At 41.5% G+C, this 22,782-nt stretch carries 17 protein-coding genes; 15 read left to right on the top strand and 2 right to left on the bottom strand.

Features of this window, described 5'->3' with window-relative positions; all coding sequences use genetic code 11:
• The first annotated feature begins 17 nt into the window (after window positions 1-17).
• The 9 genes from dnaJ to DI077_RS17740 all read left to right on the top strand — a co-directional run bounded on the left by dnaJ (window position 18) and on the right by DI077_RS17740 (window position 12,792).
• Entirely contained in the window at window positions 18-1,136 is a 1,119-nt protein-coding gene (gene dnaJ, locus DI077_RS17780; RefSeq protein WP_109021610.1) for a molecular chaperone DnaJ, read from the top strand.
• Window positions 1,137-1,160: 24 nt separating this feature from the next.
• On the top strand, window positions 1,161-2,123 hold the full coding sequence (locus DI077_RS17775; RefSeq protein ID WP_109021609.1) for a Gfo/Idh/MocA family protein: 963 nt from the start codon (window positions 1,161-1,163) through the stop codon (window positions 2,121-2,123).
• Window positions 2,123-2,686: a YqgE/AlgH family protein gene (locus DI077_RS17770; RefSeq protein ID WP_109021608.1), complete on the top strand. Its 564-nt coding sequence runs from the start codon at window positions 2,123-2,125 to the stop codon at window positions 2,684-2,686. Before DI077_RS17775 ends, DI077_RS17770 begins: the two co-directional genes overlap by 1 nt.
• Before the next feature lie 25 nt (window positions 2,687-2,711).
• Window positions 2,712-3,479 carry an SDR family NAD(P)-dependent oxidoreductase gene (locus DI077_RS17765; RefSeq protein ID WP_109021607.1) on the top strand — a complete coding sequence of 256 codons (768 nt, stop codon included), beginning with the start codon at window positions 2,712-2,714 and terminating at the stop codon, window positions 3,477-3,479.
• 212 nt (window positions 3,480-3,691) lie between these two features.
• Window positions 3,692-5,116: a circularly permuted type 2 ATP-grasp protein gene (locus DI077_RS17760; RefSeq protein WP_109021606.1), complete on the top strand. Its 1,425-nt coding sequence runs from the start codon at window positions 3,692-3,694 to the stop codon at window positions 5,114-5,116.
• 16 nt (window positions 5,117-5,132) lie between these two features.
• A complete protein-coding gene (locus DI077_RS17755) occupies window positions 5,133-6,101 on the top strand; it encodes an alpha-E domain-containing protein (RefSeq protein WP_109021605.1) in 969 nt (322 codons plus the stop codon).
• 5 nt (window positions 6,102-6,106) lie between these two features.
• Entirely contained in the window at window positions 6,107-9,361 is a 3,255-nt protein-coding gene (locus DI077_RS17750; protein ID WP_109021604.1) for a transglutaminase family protein, read from the top strand.
• A 13-nt stretch (window positions 9,362-9,374) separates the two neighbouring features.
• Window positions 9,375-11,909 (top strand): circularly permuted type 2 ATP-grasp protein, encoded by a 2,535-nt coding sequence (locus tag DI077_RS17745; protein WP_109021603.1) that lies wholly within the window; start codon window positions 9,375-9,377, stop codon window positions 11,907-11,909.
• Window positions 11,902-12,792, top strand: a complete 891-nt coding sequence (locus DI077_RS17740; protein ID WP_109021602.1) for a transglutaminase family protein — start codon at window positions 11,902-11,904, stop codon at window positions 12,790-12,792. The genes DI077_RS17745 and DI077_RS17740 overlap by 8 nt, the downstream gene beginning before the upstream one ends.
• A 13-nt stretch (window positions 12,793-12,805) precedes the next feature.
• Here DI077_RS17740 and DI077_RS17735 read toward each other — a convergent pair whose 3' ends face one another.
• On the bottom strand, window positions 12,806-13,162 hold the full coding sequence (locus DI077_RS17735; RefSeq protein ID WP_109021601.1) for a Spx/MgsR family RNA polymerase-binding regulatory protein: 357 nt from the start codon (window positions 13,160-13,162) through the stop codon (window positions 12,806-12,808).
• Window positions 13,163-13,212: 50 nt separating this feature from the next.
• Between DI077_RS17735 and DI077_RS17730 the strand changes: the two genes are divergently transcribed.
• Window positions 13,213-14,289 carry a UDP-N-acetylmuramate dehydrogenase gene (locus DI077_RS17730; protein ID WP_109021600.1) on the top strand — a complete coding sequence of 359 codons (1,077 nt, stop codon included), beginning with the start codon at window positions 13,213-13,215 and terminating at the stop codon, window positions 14,287-14,289.
• On the opposite strand, the gene DI077_RS17725 is transcribed toward DI077_RS17730, so the two are convergent.
• Window positions 14,256-14,888 (bottom strand): uracil-DNA glycosylase family protein, encoded by a 633-nt coding sequence (locus DI077_RS17725; protein WP_109021599.1) that lies wholly within the window; start codon window positions 14,886-14,888, stop codon window positions 14,256-14,258. The genes DI077_RS17730 and DI077_RS17725 overlap by 34 nt on opposite strands.
• 61 nt (window positions 14,889-14,949) lie before the next feature.
• Here DI077_RS17725 and mltG point away from each other — a divergent pair, with 61 nt between their 5' ends.
• The 5 genes from mltG to DI077_RS17700 all read left to right on the top strand — a co-directional run bounded on the left by mltG (window position 14,950) and on the right by DI077_RS17700 (window position 22,743).
• Entirely contained in the window at window positions 14,950-15,972 is a 1,023-nt protein-coding gene (gene mltG, locus DI077_RS17720) for an endolytic transglycosylase MltG (protein ID WP_109021598.1), read from the top strand.
• On the top strand, window positions 15,972-16,226 hold the full coding sequence (locus DI077_RS17715; RefSeq protein WP_109021597.1) for a hypothetical protein: 255 nt from the start codon (window positions 15,972-15,974) through the stop codon (window positions 16,224-16,226). The genes mltG and DI077_RS17715 overlap by 1 nt, the downstream gene beginning before the upstream one ends.
• A gap of 956 nt (window positions 16,227-17,182) precedes the next feature.
• Window positions 17,183-18,985 (top strand): hypothetical protein, encoded by a 1,803-nt coding sequence (locus DI077_RS17710; RefSeq protein WP_109021596.1) that lies wholly within the window; start codon window positions 17,183-17,185, stop codon window positions 18,983-18,985.
• Window positions 18,986-19,054: 69 nt separating this feature from the next.
• Complete coding sequence (locus tag DI077_RS17705; protein WP_135354921.1) at window positions 19,055-19,633, top strand: hypothetical protein; 579 nt, start codon at window positions 19,055-19,057, stop codon at window positions 19,631-19,633.
• Between the two features lie 119 nt (window positions 19,634-19,752).
• Window positions 19,753-22,743, top strand: a complete 2,991-nt coding sequence (locus tag DI077_RS17700; protein ID WP_109021594.1) for a TonB-dependent receptor — start codon at window positions 19,753-19,755, stop codon at window positions 22,741-22,743.
• Window positions 22,744-22,782: the final 39 nt, after the last annotated feature.

Here is a 22,782-nt window from a genome sequence, read left to right as displayed (position 1 = left end):
TAGAGCGAAGTAGAGATATGAGCGACCGTAGTTACTACGAAGTATTAGGCGTAGCGAAAGGTGCTTCTGATGATGAGATCAAGAGCGCCTATCGCAAATTAGCCATAAAATATCACCCTGACAAAAACAAAGGTGATAAAGAAGCTGAAGAAAAATTCAAAGAAGCTACGGAAGCCTACGAAGTGTTACGTGAGCCGCAGAAACGTGCGGCTTACGATCAATATGGAAAAGCAGGTGTAGGTGCCGGAGGACCGGGATTCGGTCAAGGTGCTTACACCGATTTTTCCGACATCTTTGGAGACTTCGGTGATATATTCAGCGAATTTTTCGGCGGTGCCGGTGGGGCCCGCGGAGGTTCCAGAAGATCAGGACCGCAAAGAGGTTCCGATCTTCGTTATAACTTGGAAGTGAGTTTAGAAGACGCGGCTCTCGGCAAAGAATATAAAATTGAAATTCCAAGACTTGAAACTTGCGTAGATTGCAGCGGAAGCGGAGCTACGAAAGGATCTTCTCCTACGGTTTGCCCTGATTGCAGTGGAGCCGGTCAAGTTCGAAGAACGCAAGGTTTTTTCAGCGTAACAACCACTTGCCCTCGTTGCAAAGGAAAAGGAAAAATTATTTCCAATCCTTGTAAAACTTGCAAGGGCGAAGGCCTAACAGAGAAAAGACGAACCATTCATATTAAAATCCCTGCTGGAGTTGAATCCGGTAGTAGATTGAAGGTTTCGGGAGAAGGAGAATCCGGCCCTAACGGCGGACCTCATGGTGACTTGTATGTGGTCACTCATATAAAAAAACATCCTGTTTTTGAAAGACAAGGAAACGACTTAATCGTACAAAAATCCATTTCTCTCTCCTTAGCTTGCTTAGGCGGAGAAATCGAAGTGCCTTCCATCGACGGAAAAACCATCCAATTGAAAATTCCGGAAGGAACCGAAAGCGGTCAGGTTTTCCGACTCAAAGGGCATGGAGTACCTTACTTGGGTTCCTATGGAAAAGGGGACCAACATGTGATCATTCGAGTGGAAATTCCTAAAAAATTAACCAAAAAACAAAAGGAACTTCTGGAAGAATTTGCACGTGAATCCGGGGAAAAGGTAGGCAGTGGTGGAAAATCTAAGTTGTTTTTCCAGTAAGACATTGGAGAACTGAGATCATCTATGGATAAAAAAGTCCGCTTAGGAGTCATTGGTACGGGTCATATGGGCCAGTACCACGTCAATGTTGCTAAAATGTTATCTGATGCCGAATTGATCGGTATCTTTGACGCAAGTACGGAAAGAGCAACTCAAATCGCAGAAAAACACAAAACGAAAGCTTTTGCAAGCGAAGCGGATTTGTTTAAAGAAGTGGATGCCGTGGTAATCGCGGCCCCGACTTTTTTACATCACAAGATCGCCAAACAGGCATTAACCGAAAAGATACATGTTTTAGTTGAAAAACCGATTTCTCAAACTGTGGAAGAAGCCAAAGAATTGGTTGAACTTGCCAATGCAAACAAACTGATTTTGCAAGTAGGTCATGTGGAAAGATTCAATGGTGCCGTTTTGGAGCTTGGTAAAATCGCAGAACACCCTTTGATGATTGAATCACGAAGGATTGCTCCGTTCAATACCAGAATCTCCGATGTGGGAGTCGTTCTGGATATGATGATCCATGATATCGATATCGTTTTAAACTTAGTCAAATCGGATGTGGTGGATGTAAAAGCAGTCGGTTCTTCCATCGTTTCGAAACATGAGGATGTTGCCAGCGTTGTACTTCGTTTTGCAAACGGTTGCGTTGCCAGTTTGAATGCGTCCCGCGCTTCCCAAGCAAAAATCAGAACCTTGAATATTTCACAAAAAGATTCTTATCTGTTTTTGGATTTTACAAACCAGGAAATCGAAATTCATCGCCAAGCCAGTTCCACAACACAATTGGGAAAAGGGGAAATCCGTTATAAACAAGAGTCCATCGTAGAAAAGATTTTTGTTCACAAAGACAATCCTTTGAAACAAGAACATGAACATTTCATTGCTTGTATCCAAGGAAATGCGGAACCAATGGTAAAAGGCGAATCGGACATTCGTACTTTGGAAGTTGCTTATCGTATCCTTCAACAGATCGGAGAGAAAAAGTAATGCTTGAAGTTCCAGGTTCTACCCGCGGAAAAATTCTAATTTCTAATTCCAGTGTCATTCAAGATTATTTTCATAAATCCATCATCTTAATGGTGGATCATGATAAAGACGGAGCTTTCGGACTCACTTTAAATAAACCGACAAATCAAACGATGGAATCGTTAATTAAAAATCTTCCTGATACGGAACATTCCAATAAACGAATTTATAGCGGTGGGCCAGTGGACAATATGTTCGTAACAATTGTTCATAATCAAAAAAATTCAAATGATCCCGGTGTGGAAATCATTCCCGGAATTTATATGGCTCGAAGTTTCGATACAATGGTTGAAATTTTACAATCCAAAACTACAAACTTTCGTGTGTTTCAGGGATATGCAGGTTGGGCTGCAGGCCAATTGGAAAATGAATTCGAAAAACTTTCTTGGGTGGTGAATGAAATTACCGAAGAACAGATTTTTCGGGAAGATGAGTCGGAAGAAATCTGGAAAGATGCCTTGAGAAGTAAGGGTGGAATCTATAAATATTTTGTTGAACATACGAAGGATCCTCTCTTAAATTAGTATTCGTTTCCAAGAATATAACAATATGAAATTAGAATCTAAAAAGGTCGTGATCACCGGTGCTTCTTCCGGAATAGGCAAAGAGATTCTATCTCTTCTTTTGACGGAGGGCGCTTTGGTGGTTGTGGGAGATTTGAATCCCGAAACCATTCCTGATCATCCTAATCTCCGCAAATTCAAAATCGATGTAAGTAAAACCGCTGATATAGACAGACTCTTGGAAGAATCCATTGAGATTTTGGATAAAGTCGACGTATTCATTGCAAATGCAGGCTTTGCTTACTACGAAAAAATCCAAAAAGAAGATTGGAGTCGTATCAAAAATATTTTTTCAGTCAATGTATTTGCCCCTATTTATACGATTCAAAAACTAATCAACTTACAACCAAAAGGTGTTCATATCATCGTGACCGCTTCCGGTATGGCGCATTTGCCTTTGCCAGGCTATGCACTTTACTCAGCGACAAAATCGGCAGTTCATTCCTTTGCAGAAGCATTTCGCTATGAAATGAACAAAAATTTTAAACTCACGGTTGTTTATCCGATCGCAACAAAGACTAAGTTTTTCGAACAAGCCGGAAATTCGGTTCCTGTCCCCTGGCCGGCGCAAGAACCGTCGTATGTTGCGAAAAAAATCGTAAAAGCCATCTTACGACCGAGGAAAACCGTTCATCCTTCCTTTCGATTCAAATGTTTATTGGTATTAAATCGTTTTTTTCCGTTTTTATTTCCCATTTACCGCCTTTGGCAGAATATTCTCTTCCAAAAATGGCAAAAAAGAAAAGAATCTTAAACTTCAACTTCGCATTTAAAATCAAAAACAGGCAAACTGCTTAAAGGATAGGCAGCGAACGGCTCTAAACCCAACCAGTGCTTCTTTATTAAGCATGATTTTTTCCGGAAATCGTAGTGATTATGTCTAGTAGCGCTTTTCTTCTTATCTCAGCGAAATGTGTAGATTGGTACGGAAATTGCTTTTAAAATAAGCAAAAGGAAGTATGCGCCATGTTTATCGCAGACTATGACACAAAGAACGGATATGACGAGATGTTTTCCCACGAAGGAAGCGCTCGTAAGAGTTATCATTTTTTAAAAAGTAAAATGGAAAGTTTGGGCGGGATCGAACTGATCAAACGAAGTTCTTCCGCAGAAAAAGCCTTATTATCTTTGGGAATCACCTTTACCTTGTATGGTGACGGAGAACAACAGGAACGAATCATGCCTTTCGACGTGATTCCCCGCATCGTTCCCAATGAAGAATGGGAAAAAATGGAAAAGGGATTGAAGCAGAGAATCCTAGCTCTCAATCTTTTTCTCCAGGATATTTATAACGAACAAAAAATAGTAAAAGATGGAATCATTCCCCGGGAAATCATCGAGTCGAGTACAGGATATTTAAAAGAGTGCATCGGTTTAAAGCCACCGCAAGGGATTTGGATTCATATCACCGGAACAGATTTGGTTCGGGACGGAGAAGGAACCTTTCACGTATTAGAAGACAATTTACGATGCCCGTCCGGTGTTTCTTATGTCTTGGAAAACCGCGAAGTGATGAAACGCACCTTTCCCGAGTTATTCGATAAATTAAACATACGACAAGTTTATGATTACCCTTATCGCCTCCGTTCCACTTTGGAAAACCTTACTTATGAAAGCAATCCTGTGATCGCTGTTTGGACTCCTGGAGTTTATAACTCGGCTTATTACGAGCATTCCTTTCTCGCACAAAAGATGGGAGTCTATCTTGTGGAAGGTTCCGACCTGCTTGTTGAAAACGATATAGTTTATATGAAAACGACTAAGGGTCTTAAAAAAATAGATGTGATCTATCGCAGAATCGATGATACATTTATGGATCCTGATACTTTTAGAGCGGATTCTTTGTTAGGTGTAAAAGGAATTTTCCAAGCATTTAAAAAAGGGAACGTTGCCTTGGCAAATGCACCCGGAACCGGAATCGCCGATGATAAAGTAATCTATTCTTTTGTTCCCCAAATCATTAAATACTACTTAGGTGAAGAGGCGATTATTCCGAACGTGCCTACATATCTTTGTTCCATTGAAAAAGATCTTAAGTATGTTTTGGAAAATATTCACAATCTGGTAGTGAAACCGGCAAACGGAGCTGGAGGTTACGGAATGATCATCGGACCCAAAGCTTCCAAACAAGAACAGGAAGATTTTAAAAAATTGATTTTAGAAGACGCAAGAAATTATATCGCTCAACCGGTTTTGAATTTATCGACAGTCCCTACGTTGATTGCGGATAAAATCGAAGCAAGACATGTGGATCTTCGACCGTTCATTTTGTTCGGCAAGGAAGTTTACGTAATGCCCGGCGGACTCACTCGTGTAGCTCTCAGAAAAGGTTCTTTGGTTGTGAATTCTTCCCAGGGAGGTGGTTCAAAAGATACCTGGGTTCTAGGATAAGAGGAGGCTAGCCAATATGTTAAGTCGCGTAGCCGAATCCGTATTCTGGATGAATCGTTATATAGAGAGAGCGGAAAACTATGCTCGATTTATAGATGTAAATCATCAACTGTCACTTGATTTGAATGAGGATTTTCCCAATCAGTGGATGCCTTTGGTTTATACTACCGGTGATGCGGAGGTGTTCGAAAAAAAATACGAATCACCGACACCAGCAAGCGTCATTCAGTTTATGACTTTTGACGATGAGAATCCAAGTTCCATTTACAACTGCGTGCAAAGAGCGCGCGAGAACGCAAGAAGCATTCGTGAAAATATTTCCACTCCGATGTGGGAAGTTTTGAATGAATTCTATTTATTCATCAAAGACTATCGCAAACAGTATTTGGAAAATCCCGAGAGCAGGGGAGAAGGACTTTCTTTGGGACTTTCCGAATTTTTAAGTTATGTGAGAAAAAGTTGCCAAACTTTTTACGGAACTTCGGATTCCACGATTTCCCATGATGAAGTTTGGAGTTTTTCTCTGCTGGGGAGATTTTTGGAAAGGGCGGATAAGACGACCAGGATTTTGGATATGAAGTATTTCATATTACTTCCTTCCATTCAGGATGTAGGTTCCACCTTAGATCTGTTACAGTGGATGTCATTACTCAAATCCACGTCCGCACATGAAATGTACAATCGTAAGTACAAAAAAGTGCATCCTATTGAAATTGCCGAATTTTTGATTTTAGATCCTGCATTTCCAAGATCCATAGTGTTCTGTTTGCATGAGATAGAAGAGAGTTTGGAAAAGGTTTCCGGAAACAAGGAAGGATTGCCCCGTAACTTGGCACAAGATGCGGTGACTACTTATTTGAACCGATTGAGATCGGAAAATGTACATTCCATTTTTGATAAAGGGTTACATGAGTATTTGGATGATATCCAAATCGAATTGAATCGTATCGGAGCGAAAATCTTAGAGAGATTTTTCAAAAGCTAAAAACCATGAGCATAAGAGTCGCATTAACACATATCACAACGTATAAGTATGACAAACGGATCGAATTATCCCCGCATGTGATTCGTTTAAGACCTGCACCGCATACGAAAAACAACATCGTTTCGTATTCATTGAATATCCTACCGGAAGAAAAATTTCTGAACTGGCAACAAGATCCGTTTGGAAATTACCTCGCAAGACTTGTGTTCAACGAAAAAACGAATATTTTCCAGGTAGCAGTGGATTTGGTCGTGGATATGAAGGTGATCAATCCTTTCGATTTTTTCGTAGAAGCGAAAGCTGAAAAAGTACCTTTCGAATACGACAGGATTTTGAAAAAGGAATTGGCCCCTTATTTAAAGCCGAAAAAACCTACAAAACTTTTAGCAGATTATTTAAAAACAATCGATAGAACGCCTCGCAGAACCATTGATTTTTTGGTTGGGTTAAATCAGAAAATTTATACTGACATCGGTTATATTATCAGGATGGAGCCAGGTGTGCAGGCTCCCGAAATCACTTTGAAAAAAAGAATGGGTTCTTGCAGAGACAGTTCCTATTTGTTAGTTCAAATTTTGCGTAACCTTGGTTTGGCGGCAAGATTCGTGTCCGGTTATCTGATTCAATTGAAGGCGGATGTGAAATCTTTGGACGGGCCGTCGGGTGCCGAACAGGATTTTACGGATTTGCATGCCTGGGCGGAAGTGTATTTGCCCGGGGCAGGTTGGGTGGGACTTGATCCCACATCCGGACTTTTTACAGGTGAAGGACATATTCCTCTTGCTGCGACTCCGGAACCGGAATCGGCAGGTCCTATCTCGGGTGCCGCCGAACGGGCGAAAACGGAATTTTCCTTTCATATGGGCGTGGAAAGGATCAAAGAAACTCCTCGAGTGACGCTTCCATATGCGGAAGAAGATTGGAAACGGATTCAAAACTTAGGCGAGTCGATTGACAAAAGAATTAAAAAGAATGATATCCGTTTGACGATAGGCGGTGAACCTACCTTTGTTTCTACGGAAAACAAAGATGCTCCCGAATGGAATTTCGATGCATTGGGTTTTGAAAAATATTCCCGTTCCGAACAATTGATGAAACGTCTGAAGAATCATTATGCAAAAGGCGGAGTGGTTCAGTACGGACAAGGAAAATGGTATCCCGGAGAACCGCTTCCCCGTTGGGCGATGATCGCTTATTGGAGACTGGACGGAGAAAAAATCTGGGAATCGGAACATTTGCTTGCTGACGACCGTTATGTGGGGTCCAGCACAGCCGACGATGCGCGTAGATTCGCAAGCGTACTTGCTGAAAATTTAAGACTTTCTCAGGATACGATTCATCCGGGTTATGAGGACAATTTATATTATCTTTGGCAAGAAGGCAATTTACCGGATGCCGAAGAAGATCTATTAAAAGACTTGGATCAGTACAATAAACTGGAGCGCCAGAGAATTCTTTCCGTGTTAGAAAAAGGAATCAACCGGGAAGTCGGCTATATGATTCCTTTGGAATACAATGCGTTCAATCGCAATTGGTTTAGCCAAAAATGGAATTTTAAAAGAAAAAAATTATATCTGATTCCGGGAGATTCTCCTATGGGATACAGACTTCCGCTCAATTCTTTGACTGGTTCGAAAGTATATCCTTATCAGGAAGATCCCGCATTCATCAGACCTCCTCTTCCCAAAAGAAAAGATCTCGAACAAATCCGGGCTGCGAAAGCACTGGAAGCTTCGTATAATATACCGTATACGGATTATACCAGAACTGCGATTTGCATCGAACCTAGGAATGGAAATCTTCGTGTTTTCCTACCGCCTGTATCCACATTGGAAGGTTGGTTGGATCTGATCTTACAAATTGAAAAGACTGCGGAAATGACGGATTTACCGATCGTGTTGGAAGGATACGAAGCTCCCGTAGATTCAAGACTTAATCGTTTTAAAATCACTCCCGATCCCGGTGTAATCGAAGTCAATTTGCATCCGTCTTATAATTTCGGTGAGATTGTAGAGAAAACAAAAACTCTCTATGAGGAAGCGGAACAAATTAAACTGACTGCCGAAAAATTCATGTTAGACGGAAGGCATTCCGGTACAGGCGGAGGAAATCATATCACTGTCGGAGGAGCTACCGTTCAAGACAGCCCCTTTCTACGCAAACCGAGTCTATTAAGAAGTATGATCGCCTTTTGGCAAAACCATCCTGGCTTGTCTTACTTATTTTCAGGCCTTTTTATCGGTCCTACTTCTCAGTCCCCAAGGATTGACGAAGCGCGTAACGATAGTTTGCATGAATTGAAAATCGCATTCCAACAAGTTGATTCGAGTCGGTTTACTCCTCCTTGGTTGATCGATAGATTGTTCAGAAATATTTTAGTCGATCTCACGGGAAATACACATAGAACCGAAATTTCCATCGATAAACTTTTTGATCCCGGATCTTATACGGGAAGGCTCGGACTTGTGGAAATGAGAGCGTTTGAAATGCCTCCACATTATCAAATGAGTGTCGTTCAGCAAGCATTTGTAATGGCGATTTTATGCAAGTTTTGGGAATCGCCTTACTATGGTCAGCCGATCAATTGGGGAACGGAACTCCATGACAGATTTATGCTGCCTTACTTTGTTTATAAGGATTTTAAAGAAGTCATCCGTAGTTTGCAAAATTCGGGATTTGCATTTATAGAAAAAGATTTTGATCCTTTCTTCGAATTCAGATTTCCTCAGTACGGAGTTTCTTTTCTGGATGGGATGCAGATCGAATTGCGAATGGCACTGGAGCCTTGGAACGTTCTGGGAGAAGAGAATACTTCGCAAGGAACTTCCAGGGGAGTGGATTCTGCGGTCGAAAGGTTACAAGTAAAAGTGACCGGTTTTCATACGGATCGTTATGTAATGAGCTGTAATGGCTTTGAGGTGCCTCTACAACCTACGGGAACTACGGGAGAGTACGTGGCCGGTGTTCGATTTAAAGCTTGGGCAACGGTGTTCACTTTACATCCACATTTACCTGCACAACAATCACTTGTGTTTGACATATATGACAAATGGAATGATAGATCTTTAGGGGGATGCACATACCATGTTTCCCATCCGGGTGGATTGTCTTATGGAAATTTTCCGGTGAATGGGTATGAGGCAGAATCCAGAAGGATATCCAGATTTTGGACTCATGGTCATAAAGTCGGTAAATCCCTTCCTCCGATTCGATTGGAGAATAAGGCTTTCCCTTCTACTTTGGATTTAAGATTGGTATAACTAGTATTCATAGATGATGACTCAGGATCCGTACGTACTCACAAATAACTATCGTCCATTACCAGGCGTCTACGACGAGTTAATGGATGAAGACGGTAATGTTCGTAAGAAATATAAGTTCATCGTTAAGTCTTTTCAAGAACTTGGTCCCGGAGAACTGATCAATCGTAGAAGGGATGCCGATCGCATTTTGCGGGAGAACGGAGTCACTTACAATACGTATCAGTCGAATTCTCCGGAAGCAAAGGAAAGACCTTGGAATTTGGATCTATTTCCTTTGGTAATGGAAAGCGATGAATGGCGTTTATTGGAACGTGGCTTAAACCAAAGAGCGGATTTACTCGATAGTTTTTTGCGTGATATCTATTCCAAAAGACGGGTGTTATTCGAAAAGAAAATTCCCGCTGAAATTTTAATGAACTCTTCCTCTTTCCTTCGTGCTTGCGACGGAATGTACGAATCCAATCATTTTTTAGCGAAAAATCCGGCACTTTTGTTTTTTGTATGCGATATGATCCGAGGTGCCGACGGAAATTTTTATGTATTGAACGATCGTGTGCAGGCACCGTCTGGCTCCGGTTATTCGCTTGAAAATCGAATCGTATTGTCCCGTATTTTTCCAAGTATGTACAGAGATGCAATGGTGCATCGCGTGGCTGTATATTTTCGTTCTCTTCGCAAATCACTCAACCAACTAGCAGGTGTTTCTGGGAGAGAGCCGGTTGTAGTTTTATTAACTCCCGGTCCGGGCAACGAAACTTATTTCGAACATGCTTATTTATCTGGTTATTTGGGTTACACTTTGGTCCAAGGGGAAGATTTAACCGTTAGAAAAAACAAAGTATATATGAAAACCGTGGAAGGACTGCAACAAGTGGATCTGATCTTACGGAGAGTGGACGACTTGTTTATGGATCCACTCGAATTGAAAGGAGATTCCCTTTTGGGAGTTCCGGGACTTTTGGAATCGATTCGTTCCGGAAACGTAAAAATCGCCAATCCGATCGGATCTTCCTTTTTGGAAAATAGAGCATTACTTCCTTTTTATAATGATCTTTGTAAGTTTTATCTGGGAGAAGATTTGATTTTGCCTATGGCACCGACCTATTGGTTGGGAAATAAACAACATGAATCCTTGGTTATGCAGTCTCCCGAAAAGTACGTTTTCAAAACCGTTTCCAGAGACGATGAAGAAGAGCCGGTTACTTTTCTGGAACTCAGCGGAGAGAGAAAAGATAATTTTTTAACAAAATTAAAACATACTCCTAAACGTTTTATCGCTCAGGAAATGATAGCTTCTGCGACGGTTCCCGTTCTTTCAGAAAACGGATTTCGCCCAGGCCGGGCGATTATGCGAACATTTGTTACATCTTCAGGTAATGGGTATCAGACGATGGCAGGCGGTCTGGTTCGGGTATCCCAATCTCTGGATGATTTTTTTGTAACCAGCCAAAGAGGAGCTTGGAGCAAGGATTTATGGGTGCTTGCTTCCGAGATGCAAAAAGAAGAAACCCTTCTTGTTCCCAAATCGGACCAGGTTTCCATTTCCAGAAAAAGTTCGGGAGTTCCCAGTCGTGTGGCAGACAGTTTGTTCTGGCTCGCACGTTATATGGAACGTTCTGAAAACCAGGCCCGCATTTTCAGAGAAGCGACTTTTAAAGTGCTTCAGATCGAAGAGAATTATGAAAAAGAAGCGATATTCAATGTTTTGCGTCTTGTAACACATGTTACAAATTCGTTCCCAGGATTCTTGGGTGATGATGCTGAAGATCTGTTTGTACAACCGTTCGGAGAATTGCAAAAACTAGCTTCGGACAAATCGATTGTGGGTGGTCTCGCGTTCAATATTAAAAGTCTGGTTCAGGCATCGAAGTCGGTAAGGGATCGGCTTTCCGAGGACATGAAGAAAAACATGCTCAACTTGGAAGATAATTTGGCACAACAGATCCAAACATACGATTCTCTGATTGATTTTCTTCATAAAGTGATTCTCAATCTATCGTCTCTTACCGGTCTTTCTTTTGAAAATATGAGTCGTGAAGCCGGTTGGTATTTCCTTGAACTCGGCCGCAGATTGGAAAGATCGGTCAATCTGATCATTACGTTGCAAGGAATGATCCGTTGGGAAGGTTATGATAACAAATCTTCCTTTGAAAATCTACTGAGCATTAATGATATTCGTATTACATACAATAGGCGATATCGTGGTAGAATCGACCAGGAATCCGTTTTGGACATCCTACTCTTTGATACTACAAATCCAAGGTCTCTCGCTTATCAATTGGAGCAGATCAATCTTTGTTTGAAATATCTTCCCGGAAAAGAAGAAAAACAAACTTATTCCGAAGACAGAGCGGCGTTACAGCTTTATACTGAGTTCAAAATGAAAGACATATCCATTCTGTTCGGATCTGCGGAACCACTTACCAATATCACGGTTTGGTTGGAAGAATTGCATAAACATTTGAGACATCTTTCCGATGCGATTACTGTACGTTACTTTAGTTATGCGGAAGAACAGACCCGAATCGGAGACGGAAATGGCTGATTATCGGGTGATTCACAAAACCAAATATGTCTATGATGATTTCGTGTCCTACTGCCATAACATGGCGCATATGTATCCTTTGACTTCCAGACATCAGGATTGCTTTCGCACTCATGTGACTGTGAACCCGAAACCGATCGTATCTTCCTTTCGAAGGGATTATTTCGGAAACCAGGTCTTTTTATTTTCCGTCGAAGATCCTCATAAAGCTTTGGAAGTGACTGTCGAATCGACTATTCGCACACATGCTTCAATGGGATACGATCATTCCAGATCCACCGCTTGGGAATTGATCTCTAACATGATAAACGAATCGGGTTTGGAACAGGATATTTCCGCGCTGGAATATTTACATCCCTCTCCTTATATTAAAATTAAACCGGAGTTTGGCGAATACGGGAGACAATTTTTTACACCAGGTAAGCCGGTTTTTTTAGGTGCACTTGAAATGTCCGAAAGTATATTTAAAAATTTCAAATATGACGTCAAAGCGACTACTATCAATACTCCACCCGAACAAGTATTAGCTGAGAGAAAGGGGGTCTGCCAAGATTTCAGTCATCTTGCTATCTCCAGTTTGAGATCTTTGGGAATTCCTGCCAGATATGTGAGCGGGTATTTGGAAACCCAGCCTCCTCCGGGAGTTCCGAAATTGCAAGGATCGGATGCAACTCATGCTTGGATATCCGTTTATTGTCCCGATATGGGATGGCAGGATTTTGATCCTACGAACGGCAAATTAATCACCGAAGAATACATCATCACTGCAATCGGTCGTGACTATTCCGACGTATCCCCGTTGAAGGGGATTTTATTCGGAGGCGGTAAACATAAGTTAGTTGTAGAAGTTGATGTTTTGCGGGAAGCGATTCTTGAAAAATAATTTCGGCTTTCGATTAAATTTTATTCCATTCTTCTTCTTTGAATCCGACTAGAACCGTTTTATCCGAAATAACAAAAGGTCTTTTGATCAAATTTCCGTTTTTGGAAAGTGCTTTCAACGCTTCTTCTTCGGAAATTTTAGTAAGTTTTTCTTTCCAATTTCCTTCTCTATAATCTTTTCCGGAAACATTGAATAATTTGCGAATGTCACCAACGACTTGTTTTGCTTTCTTTAATTCCGCAATACTGGGTGGAGTTTCCCGAATCGGTAAGGATTCGTAAGCGATTCCTTGTTTTTTTAGGAACCCGAGTGCCTTGCGGCAGGTGCTGCAGCCGGAATATTCATAAACTTTTAGATTTGAATTTTTCATAAAACCTATTTTCTTACTTACTGGATTCTCTGCATCTGATTCTTAGAACTATGCTCATTGAAGAAAACATTCTTCTCTCCGGTTTTACCACGATGCAGTTGGGTGGAAGTGCAAAGTACTTCACTCGCATCTCCTCTAGGGAAGTTTTGTTGGAAGCATTAGAATTTGCTAAATCCAAAGGTTTTCCGTATTTTATACTTGGCGGCGGCTCGAATACGATTGTTTCGGATTCCGGCTTTTCGGGATTAGTGATCAAAATCGAATCCTCAAAGATAGAGATCCTTTCCGAAGATTCCGATTCCGGGCTTGTCACTATTTCCGTGGAAGCGGGTGTGGTCTGGGATGAATTTGTAAAATTTTCCATAACACACGGCTTTTCGGGAATCGAATGTTTATCAGGGATTCCCGGAACTGTCGGAGCGACTCCCATCCAAAATGTAGGTGCTTACGGACAAGAAGTCGCGGAAACGATTCTTTCTTTGACTGCGATTCATCCGAACGGAGAAATAAAAACATTCACCAAAGAGGAATGCGGATTCTCCTATCGGAATAGCAGATTCAAATCGGGAGATCTTAAGGAATGGATTATCATTTCCGTAACATTTCAACTTTCTACAAAGAGTCCGATTCAAATTAAATATGCAGAATTGCAAAAAGCATGGGAGACCAAACTTTCTATTCTTTCCGGCCAACCGAAGACCAGAATTTACGAGTTACAAGAGTTACGCGAAACAGTTCTTTCTCTCAGAAGAAAAAAATCAATGGTCATCGATCCGAATGATCCTGATTCCGTATCTGCAGGCTCTTTTTTTACAAATCCTATTTTAAATTCTTCTCAATTGCAAAATTTTTTAGAGAGATTGCAAAGATTGGGTTTAAACTTCCCTTCCTTGTTTTTGGAACCTGTAGGCAGAACGAAAATTTCTGCAGCTTGGCTTATTGAAAATGCAGGCTTTCAAAAAGGTTATACTGTGGATGGGATCGGTATTTCCAAAGCCCACTCTCTTGCCTTGGTCAACAGAGGAGGAAATACGAATCAACTTTTGTCTTTGATGAATCGAATCGTTTTGGAAGTGGAATCAAAATTCGGGATTCATTTGGAAAGAGAACCTATCTTGCTTGAGTGACCGAATGTTTCTTCCCAAGTTTTGTGGGAGCGAATCAATTCCAGAGCTTCTCCGATTCTTCTTTTTCCTATGTCGGTGTGATTCCATACATTCAGCCCGGAAGGATGCGGTAGTGCTATCCAATCAAAGGTAACACCGAACCATTCCTTTTTTTGGATTGTTCCCACTATGTCTTCCAATTTGAATTTTTCGGTGCCGACGAGTTCTGCGATTGCCAATTTCCCGATGGGCAAAATCAGTTTCGGTTTATGAAATTGAATTTCAAATTCGAGCCATGGTCTGCAATTTTCTATTTCGGATTTGGATGGTTTTCTATCTCCTGATTTTGCTTTGCCGGGGAAACACCGACAAACAGCTGCCATGTTGACTTTTTTGCGATAAACTTCTTCCTCTACACCGATACGGGAAAACCATTGAAATAGAGTTTTTCCTGCGGTGTAAGCGAAAGGTCTTCCCAATCTTTCTTCGTGGATTCCGGGTGCCTGGCCTATGCTAATGATTTTTGTTTTAGGAATGCACCCGTGGACAGGTTTTCCCTGCATATCAGGACATTTGCGGCAGTCTAAAAGAGTGTGAATGTGTTCGTTTAGGGTTAACATTCTCTAAAAAAGATTTGGTGTTTACGGAGACTAGACACAGAGTGTTTTCGAAGAAGGTCTTATGACTACAAAAAAAAACCGAATTCTAATTCTTTCTCTGATCGGACTCGCTTTCCTTTTAGTGACCGCAGTTATATCTGCTTTTGTGATCGATGAAATCAAAGGAGGAGCGGTTGGAGACGGTCAAAACAAATTCGAACTGATCATTGATGCGGGAGAACCTTCTTCTGCCGTAGTTAAAGAGCTTTCCCAATCGGGGATGATCAAATCTTCCGTCTATTTTAATTATCTAATCAAATTTACCCGCGCAGGAAACAAAATCAAACAAGGCGTTTACGAGATCAACGATGGAATGAGTTCCCGAAAGATATTGGATGTAATCATTTCAGGAAAGGTAAAACTCATTACATTTACCGTTCCGGAAGGGTATAACAACCGTCAGATTGGAGATTTGCTTGTTTCTAAAAAACTGACAAAGTCCAGAGAAGAATTTCTCGTTGCGGCGTCTAACCAGGCTTTATTGGATAAACATAAAATCCCCGCAAAGACGACGGAAGGATATTTGTTTCCGGAAACATATTCCGTGCCGATCAATTTTCCGCCGGATCGGATCGCGGATATGATGATCAAAAGGTTTTTCAAAAAATTGGAGACGATTCCCGAAGCAAAAGGAATCAATTCCGCCGCATTACACGCAAAAGTTGTTCTTGCTTCCATTGTGGAAAGGGAAGCGGTTCGTAAAGAAGAAAGACCGATGATGGCTGGCGTATTCCTCACTCGGATTGAAAAAAATATCAATCTTGAATCTTGTGCTACCATTCAGTATTTATTCGATAAACCGAAAAAAAGACTTTTTGAATCCGATTTAAAAATCATTTCTCCGTATAACACCTACATAAACGGGGGCTGGCCTCCCGGACCTATTTCCAATCCCGGGCTTCCCGCATTGATTGCCGCATTCAAGCCGGAAAAATCCGACAAATTGTTTTTTCTTTTGAAACCGGACGGGTCTCATTATTTTTCCGCTACTTTCAAAGAACATTTGGAAGCCAAAAAGAAATACATAGACGCTCTTTACCAATAATGAATGAAGACATCATCAACCTCAATGTGGTCATCGGCTCCGTATCACAAGAGTTAATTGATGTTCAGAAATCCTTAGACCGCTATCGCGAAAAACAAGCCCGCAAAGAAGTCATTGACGACGAAGCCGCCATGTTCGTTCAAAAAGCAGAGCTTGTAATTGAAAAAGCGGAACGGGGCGAGCTTGTCCTCACAGAAGACCAAAAAAGAAGAATCAAAAGTAATTTGATCAAGATCTTGAAAAAGATCAACTGACCCCAAAATCATCTAACAAAAGTTTGGCGCCCTCCCTTCGGGACCGGGCTGCTACGGGCTCGCGGATTCCCGCTCGGTCGCTTCCCGCGACCATGCCCTCCACATCCCTGGTCGAAAGGCATCGAAAAATAGAATATGATATAATATTTATTAGCTTATTGAGGCAAAAAGGCGAACTTATTTCAAGAAAAAATCCTGGAAAGGGTGTTTCGCTTTACAAAGGGAAGGTGATGTAGTATAGGAAGCCATTGGGTGGCGGGTGGTTAACCCCACCCAATCTCGATAGGGCGGGGATGGTATACCTTCGATTCCTGTCTCATCCACCAGAGCAAAATTTCATTCTGAAACTGCGTCCTAAAATTTAGAATATTACAAATTTTTTACAATCTAATCCCACTTACTCCCTAAAAAATTCATTTAAACAGATTTTTTTTCCCTTTTTTCTTCAATAAAAGGAATATTACAGTAATAGCCGTTATAGAAATGGACAAACATCCATTTGGAAATTGTAACTCCTATGCGAAGTCAATCCCTGTTTCGGTTACTCCTTAGAAAACAAAACCTGATTAGGCGAGAGAGAGGGTGCGCTCTTAGCCTGATTTTGGTTTTGTTTTTCTATAACTGCGGACCGCTTGCTCCGGAGGATTGGGCTCCGAGCATGTCTTTGGTCTTGTTGGGGTTAGGTGGAACACTATATAACCGTATGACTTCTAAATCCCAAAACAAATTTTCCTCACTATATCAAAACACGAAGCAAAAGCTCACCTGTTGTGATAAGCATACCGCGGACACAGGTATCAAAACTCCCCTCTTTTTACGAAACCTTCACCCACCTGTCATGTTTCTGTAACAGAAAAGATGCATATTGGAATACGAGCCAGGGGGAAATACATTCGTTTTCCCAGACGGGAATACCCGCTGGTTTATAAATTCGATTTATTCGAAAGAGGATTAACATGAATCAATTATGGAAAAAAGGAGCGGTGTTGGCTGCAATCAGTTTGTTTGCTTTCAGTGCTACCAATTGTAAGCCAAAATCAAAAGACGACAATCTTGGATTGTTGCTTGCCGCTTTATACTTAAGCCAAGGATACGAAGCAACTGTTACTTTGACTGCAACTCTTGCTGATTCCAGTGGAATTGCAACCAGAGACGGTAAAGTAACGATTGCAAACGGTTCTACAAACACGCTGACAGACGGGCAAGGAACTGTTTCCGATTTTACTGCTTGTCAAACTGCTGCAGCACTAACTGTGGGGAGCCCTGGAACGGGACTTGACGGAGAATTTGTTCTCAACTTCAAAGTCAACCAATCCAACGGAAACTTTACATTAACCGCTGTTGGATCTTCTGGAGCGGACAATTCAACAAACAGCTGTGATACAATTGCTGCTTTAGATGCTTCCACTTTCACACAAGCGATTGGAACTGCATCCATGGACGTAAACATCAATTCAGGTGATCTTACAAATAAAGACCAAGTAAAAATCACTGCAAGTGGTTTCCAAATCACTGTTAAGTCGGTATCTGTAGTGATCAAAGGTCAATACAACCTGGTTTCTCCTACTGTTGGGGAAAACATCTGTGACGGTAAAAACATTTCCGGATCCCCTGAAGTGATCAGCGGAGATATTACTACTACCAAAACGGTCTCCAACTCTGCAATTCTAAGTGGAACTGTAACCATTAAAAGTGGTGGAAAACTAGTAGTATCTCCCGGTGCTACTATCTTTGGTAACCGTGGATCTTCTTTATTCATCCAAGACAACGGAACTTTGGATGCACAAGGAACAGCTGCTAACCCGATTTGTTTCACATCTTCTCAAAATCCCGGATCCAGATATCCGAGTGACTGGGGTGGTATCGTAATCATCGGTAATGGAGTTGGAACTAGAAGTGCGGTAACGGAAGGAACAACTCCTCAATCTTACCCTAGAACTACAAATTCAACAGTTACTTTGAAATATGTAATCGTAGAATTCGCTGGAAACGAGGTGGCACCTGGAGATGAGTTGAACGGTATTTCTTCCTATACTGTAACCAACAGTTCCAACTACAGCTACGTGCAAGTGCACCGTGGATTGGACGACTCGTTCGAATGGTGGGGTGGTACCGTTACTGGCGACCACTTACTATCCACCGGTGGATTGGATGACGACTTTGATATGGATGAAGGGTTCAACGGAACACTCAATACTTTCATCGGTATTAAATATCCTACCACTTGCGGTGGTTCTCCTTCCACTGATCCTCACGGTATGGAAATGGACGGTTCTCATAACGCAGGTGTTCAACCGGTATCTGCAGGTGGAACTTATTCCAACCCGACTGTATCAAATTTCACACTCGTTGGAGCGGAAGTTGCTAACGGATATGGCCAAAGATACAGAGAAGGTATGACTGGAACATTCACAAACGGTTTAGTTTATGGTTTTGCGAAAGGTAACTTTCAGTGTAACGACAACGCTGGAACACCTACTACTGGTTCTACAAACCCTACGGCTAGTTCACTTGTGGGAGAAGTTATGACGGGCGCAAAAGCAAATGCCATAGGTGGTCAGTGCACAAGCTTGAATACTAACCAAGCAAGCACGCTAACAGCAACTCCGGTAACTTCCCTTGGAAACATTACTGCAACTGATTGTGGATTTTCGGCGACTAAGCCTGATTTCACAACTAGATCGGGTCTTGCGAACAACGGTGGTGGTGCATCCGGAAACAAATGGTGGGATTCTTGGACGGTTTACCGCGCAAGATAATCTAAATTCAATTTAAAACTGGATTACAAAGACCCTAGCGTAACAACTAGGGTCTTCTTATTTACTCTTATGAAAAAAATACTACAATCAATCATTCTACTACTTACTGTGATCGGATGCGAATCCAAACAAGACTGGCGTGCCGATTTGGAAAAAGTAAACCGGCAGGAAGAACTCCGTATGGCGGACTCAAAGGCAAAAATTCGTGCCCATATTAAGGATTCCTATACGATCCAAAACGGATTTTCTACAAAAGAGGAAGCGCTGCTTGCTTTTTTAAAGGAAGCACAAGCTTCCTATAAAACGGATTATATTTCTTTATTTACTCCTTTCGAACAGGAAACCGTTGTATTTCCAAATACATTGGGTTACGGGACTTCTTTGGATGTCACTCCCCTGGAGGATTACAAAAAACTAATTCAAAACAGACAGGATCTTGGAATCCAACGTTTAAGAGAAAGCATCAAAGGAAATCGGCTCACTATTAAAAAAATCGTCTGGGAAAAACCTAGGACTTACAACAAAATTACAGGTTATAAGCCGGGTTCTTTGGAAGTTTTAGCGGATGGAAAGTCGATTAACACCGATCAGGTTAAAATGATCTTTGAAGTGGGAGGAAAATACAAAGTAGGTGTGGTAGCTCCTTAGTTTATATTACATTTCCGTTACAATAAATTAAACAAACTGTAATGTTTCTCTCTTCCTTTACATTTACTCGAAACACATTCACTAAATCTTTGTAACAAATAAAAAGCAAGATAGTCGATATGAAAAATGTTATTCTTACAATCATCATAATTCTTCTTTTTCCGATTACTCTGTTCGCGCAAGCGGCAGGGAATTTGAGAGGAACCATCATTGATTCCGAAAATGGGGAAGCGGTATTCGGGGCTACCATTGTGGTTCGCTCCGAAAAGAAATTTGCGAAAACTGATTTTGACGGTAAATACGATCTTTCCCTTCCCGCGGGAAGTTACGAAGTCGAGTACCAAATGTACGGTTACGCTCCTCAAAAGCGCACCATCAATATAGTAGCAGGCAAGACTCAATCTATGAATGTTACTTTCGGTTCACAAACTCTCGAAACCGTAGAAGTAAAAGACCGAGCTATCAATAATACGGAAGCCTCAATGCTTGCCTTGCAAAGAAAGTCCGCGAGCGTATCGGACGGAATTTCACAAGAAGCGATCAAAAAATCCCCGGACTCCTCTGCGGGAGATGTGGTTCGCCGTGTAACAGGTATTACTTTGATTGGTGGAAAATACGTATTCGTTCGTGGTTTGGGGGAACGTTATTCCAACACTCTATTGAATGATTCGATCATTCCATCCACAGAACCGGACAAAAGAGTGGTTCCACTTGATATTTTTCCGGCAGGTCTTATCAAAAACATCCGTGTCATCAAAACTTTCGTTCCGGAAGACATTGGTGAATTTTCCGGTGGTTTGGTAAAAATCGAAACCCAAGAATACCCTGACCAGTTTCAAATGAGTCTTTCTCTCGGTGTGGCGCGTAACATGAACACTACGGGAAAAGAATTCAAAACTTTTAACGGTGGGGATTTTTTCGGACGTCCCAACCCGGATATGCAAATGCCGAAGTTGATCAGTGGTATGCCAAATGAGGTTCCTTACGAGCCCGGAAACCGGTTCGGAGGTTTGCCTACAACCCTAACAAACATCACTCCTGTATTTTTTAACGGTCAATGGACTCCCAAAACGGAACCGGGTCCTTATGACAAAAACTTCAGCTTTTCCGTAGGAAATTCATTTAAGACAACCGAATCGGGACAACGATTGGGGGTTTTGCTTGGTGTGACTAGAAGCGAAGAGTATCGTTTCCGGGAAGAAAAATCAAGAAGATACATCCCTGCCAATCCTGTAAACACGCAAGTCAAAGACGCCACTTATTTGAATAAGCTTCAAGAACAAGATGCCGCTATTTATAATACGGAAACAAATTTAGGTGCCAACGTAAACTTAGCTTACGAATTTACAAAAGGTCAATCCATCCATTTAAAAAACCTTTATACTATTAATTCGGATACGAATGTAAGACAGTCCAGTGGTGTGAACTACATTGATAACTTTCAATTCTTAGCAGATACAAATACGTTCACATCCAGATCCCTTATGAACACCACTCTCGGTGGTGACCATGCGCTGCAATTCGGAAGTATGGCGAGACCTCATAAATTGGATTGGAACTTATCTTTTTCAGAAGCGACTAGGGATGAGCCAAACCTAACACAACAAGTTTGGAGAAGAGCGGATCCTCCTTCTTCTGTAACACAACCTTATTTACGATTGGGAAACAACCCGGATGGATCCAGATTTTTCTCCGTATCCAAAGACCAAGTCAAACAAATCAATGTGAAGTATGAAATTCCATTCGAACAATGGAATGGTCTGAAATCGGCCCTCAAAGTCGGTGGTCTTGCGATGGATCGTTACAAAGACTTCCGTTTTAGAGAGTTCGGTGTGAAGTACAACTCTGCCATCGGTAATACTGCGGCTGATTATTGGCCAGCTCCGGGGGAATTGACTTACAATGCTTCCGAGTTTTTGGTCACAAGAGACAATCCTTCCGGAAAGAAAACTTTCTCCGAAAGGCAAATTGAACCGAACGCATACGATGCAATGCAAAAATTGCAAGCTTCCTTTGCACAGGTGGATTTACCTTTGATGCCTAAATTAAGGTTCATCGGCGGAGTTCGTTTTGAAGACAGTTATCAAAAAGTAAAAACCTTCCGACTGAGAGATAGTTCCAGTATCACTAATCTAAGTTATGGTTGCGGTGATATCAATAGCGAAGATGTAAGAGTTGCTCTGGTAAATAATAACATTTGCAGACAAGACAATAACGGGGTAGGGGAAATCAGAACCAAAGACAAACTGCCTTCCTTGAACTTTGTATATGAAGTTCATAAAGATATGAACCTTCGTTTGGGTTACACTCAGACCATCACTCGTCCCGACTTAAGAGAGTTATCTCCCTTCGGATTCACTCCTTATTTCGGTGCGGATCGTATTTTTGGTAATCCCAACTTGAATCGTACTTATATTCACAACTATGATGTTCGTTGGGAATACTATCTGACTCAATTGGATTACATTGGAGTCGGTGCATTCTTTAAACAAATGTCCGATCCGATTGAAATGATAGGTCGCCCCGTAGCAGGTTCCATTTCCGCTCAGTTCACTTATACAAATGCGCAACAGGGACAGATCAGAGGGATTGAATTTGATTATAGAAAGGAATTTTGGGATCGTTTCCGATTTGAAACCAACTTCTTTTTTATCAAATCTAGGGTAGATGTTTTATCTTGGAATACTTACGCCGCCGGTAAAGCCGGACTTCTGGATTCAAACAACTTGGCATTTGCTTATGATCCAACGAATTTATCCCGTGCTCTCCAAGGCCAATCTGATTTCGTTTATAACTTAAAATTCGATTGGTTCATCACTTCGAAGAAAAACCAAACCATCGGAGTTTATTATAACTTTTTTGGAAATCGTATCTATGCAGTGGGTGCCAACGGAACACCGGATGCTATCGAAAGAGGAGTCGGTTTAACAGATATAGTTTATTCCTATAAACATGATGATCGATTGGATCTGAAAGTAGCTGCGAAGAACATTATGGATACCCGATTTAGAGTTTTCCAAAGATCGGAGCTAACAGGACAAGACGAATTGTTCCTCTCTTACAGACTGGGTGTAACGTTCAGCGTCGGAGCAACATACAAGTTCAACTAAAATAAACTTCAAACCAAGAGAACGCCCCTCTTGGTTTGA

The organism is Leptospira kobayashii (assembly GCF_003114835.2).
Classification (GTDB): domain Bacteria; phylum Spirochaetota; class Leptospiria; order Leptospirales; family Leptospiraceae; genus Leptospira_A; species Leptospira_A kobayashii.
Note: the sequence above shows the minus strand (reverse complement) of the source record. Positions and strands in the feature narration are given on the sequence as shown.

What these genes read in the sequence shown, in the direction of transcription:
- DI077_RS17770 (WP_109021608.1), top strand. Translation starts at nt 2,123, where the DNA reads ATGCTTGAAGTTCCAGGTTCTACCCGCGGAAAAATTCTAATTTCTAAT.
- DI077_RS17730 (WP_109021600.1), top strand. Translation starts at nt 13,213, where the DNA reads ATGCTCATTGAAGAAAACATTCTTCTCTCCGGTTTTACCACGATGCAG.
- DI077_RS17775 (WP_109021609.1), top strand. Translation starts at nt 1,161, where the DNA reads ATGGATAAAAAAGTCCGCTTAGGAGTCATTGGTACGGGTCATATGGGC.
- DI077_RS17760 (WP_109021606.1), top strand. Translation starts at nt 3,692, where the DNA reads ATGTTTATCGCAGACTATGACACAAAGAACGGATATGACGAGATGTTT.
- DI077_RS17725 (WP_109021599.1), bottom strand. Translation starts at nt 14,888, where the DNA reads ATGTTAACCCTAAACGAACACATTCACACTCTTTTAGACTGCCGCAAA.
- dnaJ (WP_109021610.1), top strand. Translation starts at nt 18, where the DNA reads ATGAGCGACCGTAGTTACTACGAAGTATTAGGCGTAGCGAAAGGTGCT.
- DI077_RS17700 (WP_109021594.1), top strand. Translation starts at nt 19,753, where the DNA reads ATGAAAAATGTTATTCTTACAATCATCATAATTCTTCTTTTTCCGATT.
- DI077_RS17710 (WP_109021596.1), top strand. Translation starts at nt 17,183, where the DNA reads ATGAATCAATTATGGAAAAAAGGAGCGGTGTTGGCTGCAATCAGTTTG.
- DI077_RS17740 (WP_109021602.1), top strand. Translation starts at nt 11,902, where the DNA reads ATGGCTGATTATCGGGTGATTCACAAAACCAAATATGTCTATGATGAT.
- DI077_RS17705 (WP_135354921.1), top strand. Translation starts at nt 19,055, where the DNA reads ATGAAAAAAATACTACAATCAATCATTCTACTACTTACTGTGATCGGA.
- DI077_RS17750 (WP_109021604.1), top strand. Translation starts at nt 6,107, where the DNA reads ATGAGCATAAGAGTCGCATTAACACATATCACAACGTATAAGTATGAC.
- DI077_RS17745 (WP_109021603.1), top strand. Translation starts at nt 9,375, where the DNA reads ATGATGACTCAGGATCCGTACGTACTCACAAATAACTATCGTCCATTA.
- mltG (WP_109021598.1), top strand. Translation starts at nt 14,950, where the DNA reads ATGACTACAAAAAAAAACCGAATTCTAATTCTTTCTCTGATCGGACTC.
- DI077_RS17735 (WP_109021601.1), bottom strand. Translation starts at nt 13,162, where the DNA reads ATGAAAAATTCAAATCTAAAAGTTTATGAATATTCCGGCTGCAGCACC.
- DI077_RS17755 (WP_109021605.1), top strand. Translation starts at nt 5,133, where the DNA reads ATGTTAAGTCGCGTAGCCGAATCCGTATTCTGGATGAATCGTTATATA.
- DI077_RS17765 (WP_109021607.1), top strand. Translation starts at nt 2,712, where the DNA reads ATGAAATTAGAATCTAAAAAGGTCGTGATCACCGGTGCTTCTTCCGGA.
- DI077_RS17715 (WP_109021597.1), top strand. Translation starts at nt 15,972, where the DNA reads ATGAATGAAGACATCATCAACCTCAATGTGGTCATCGGCTCCGTATCA.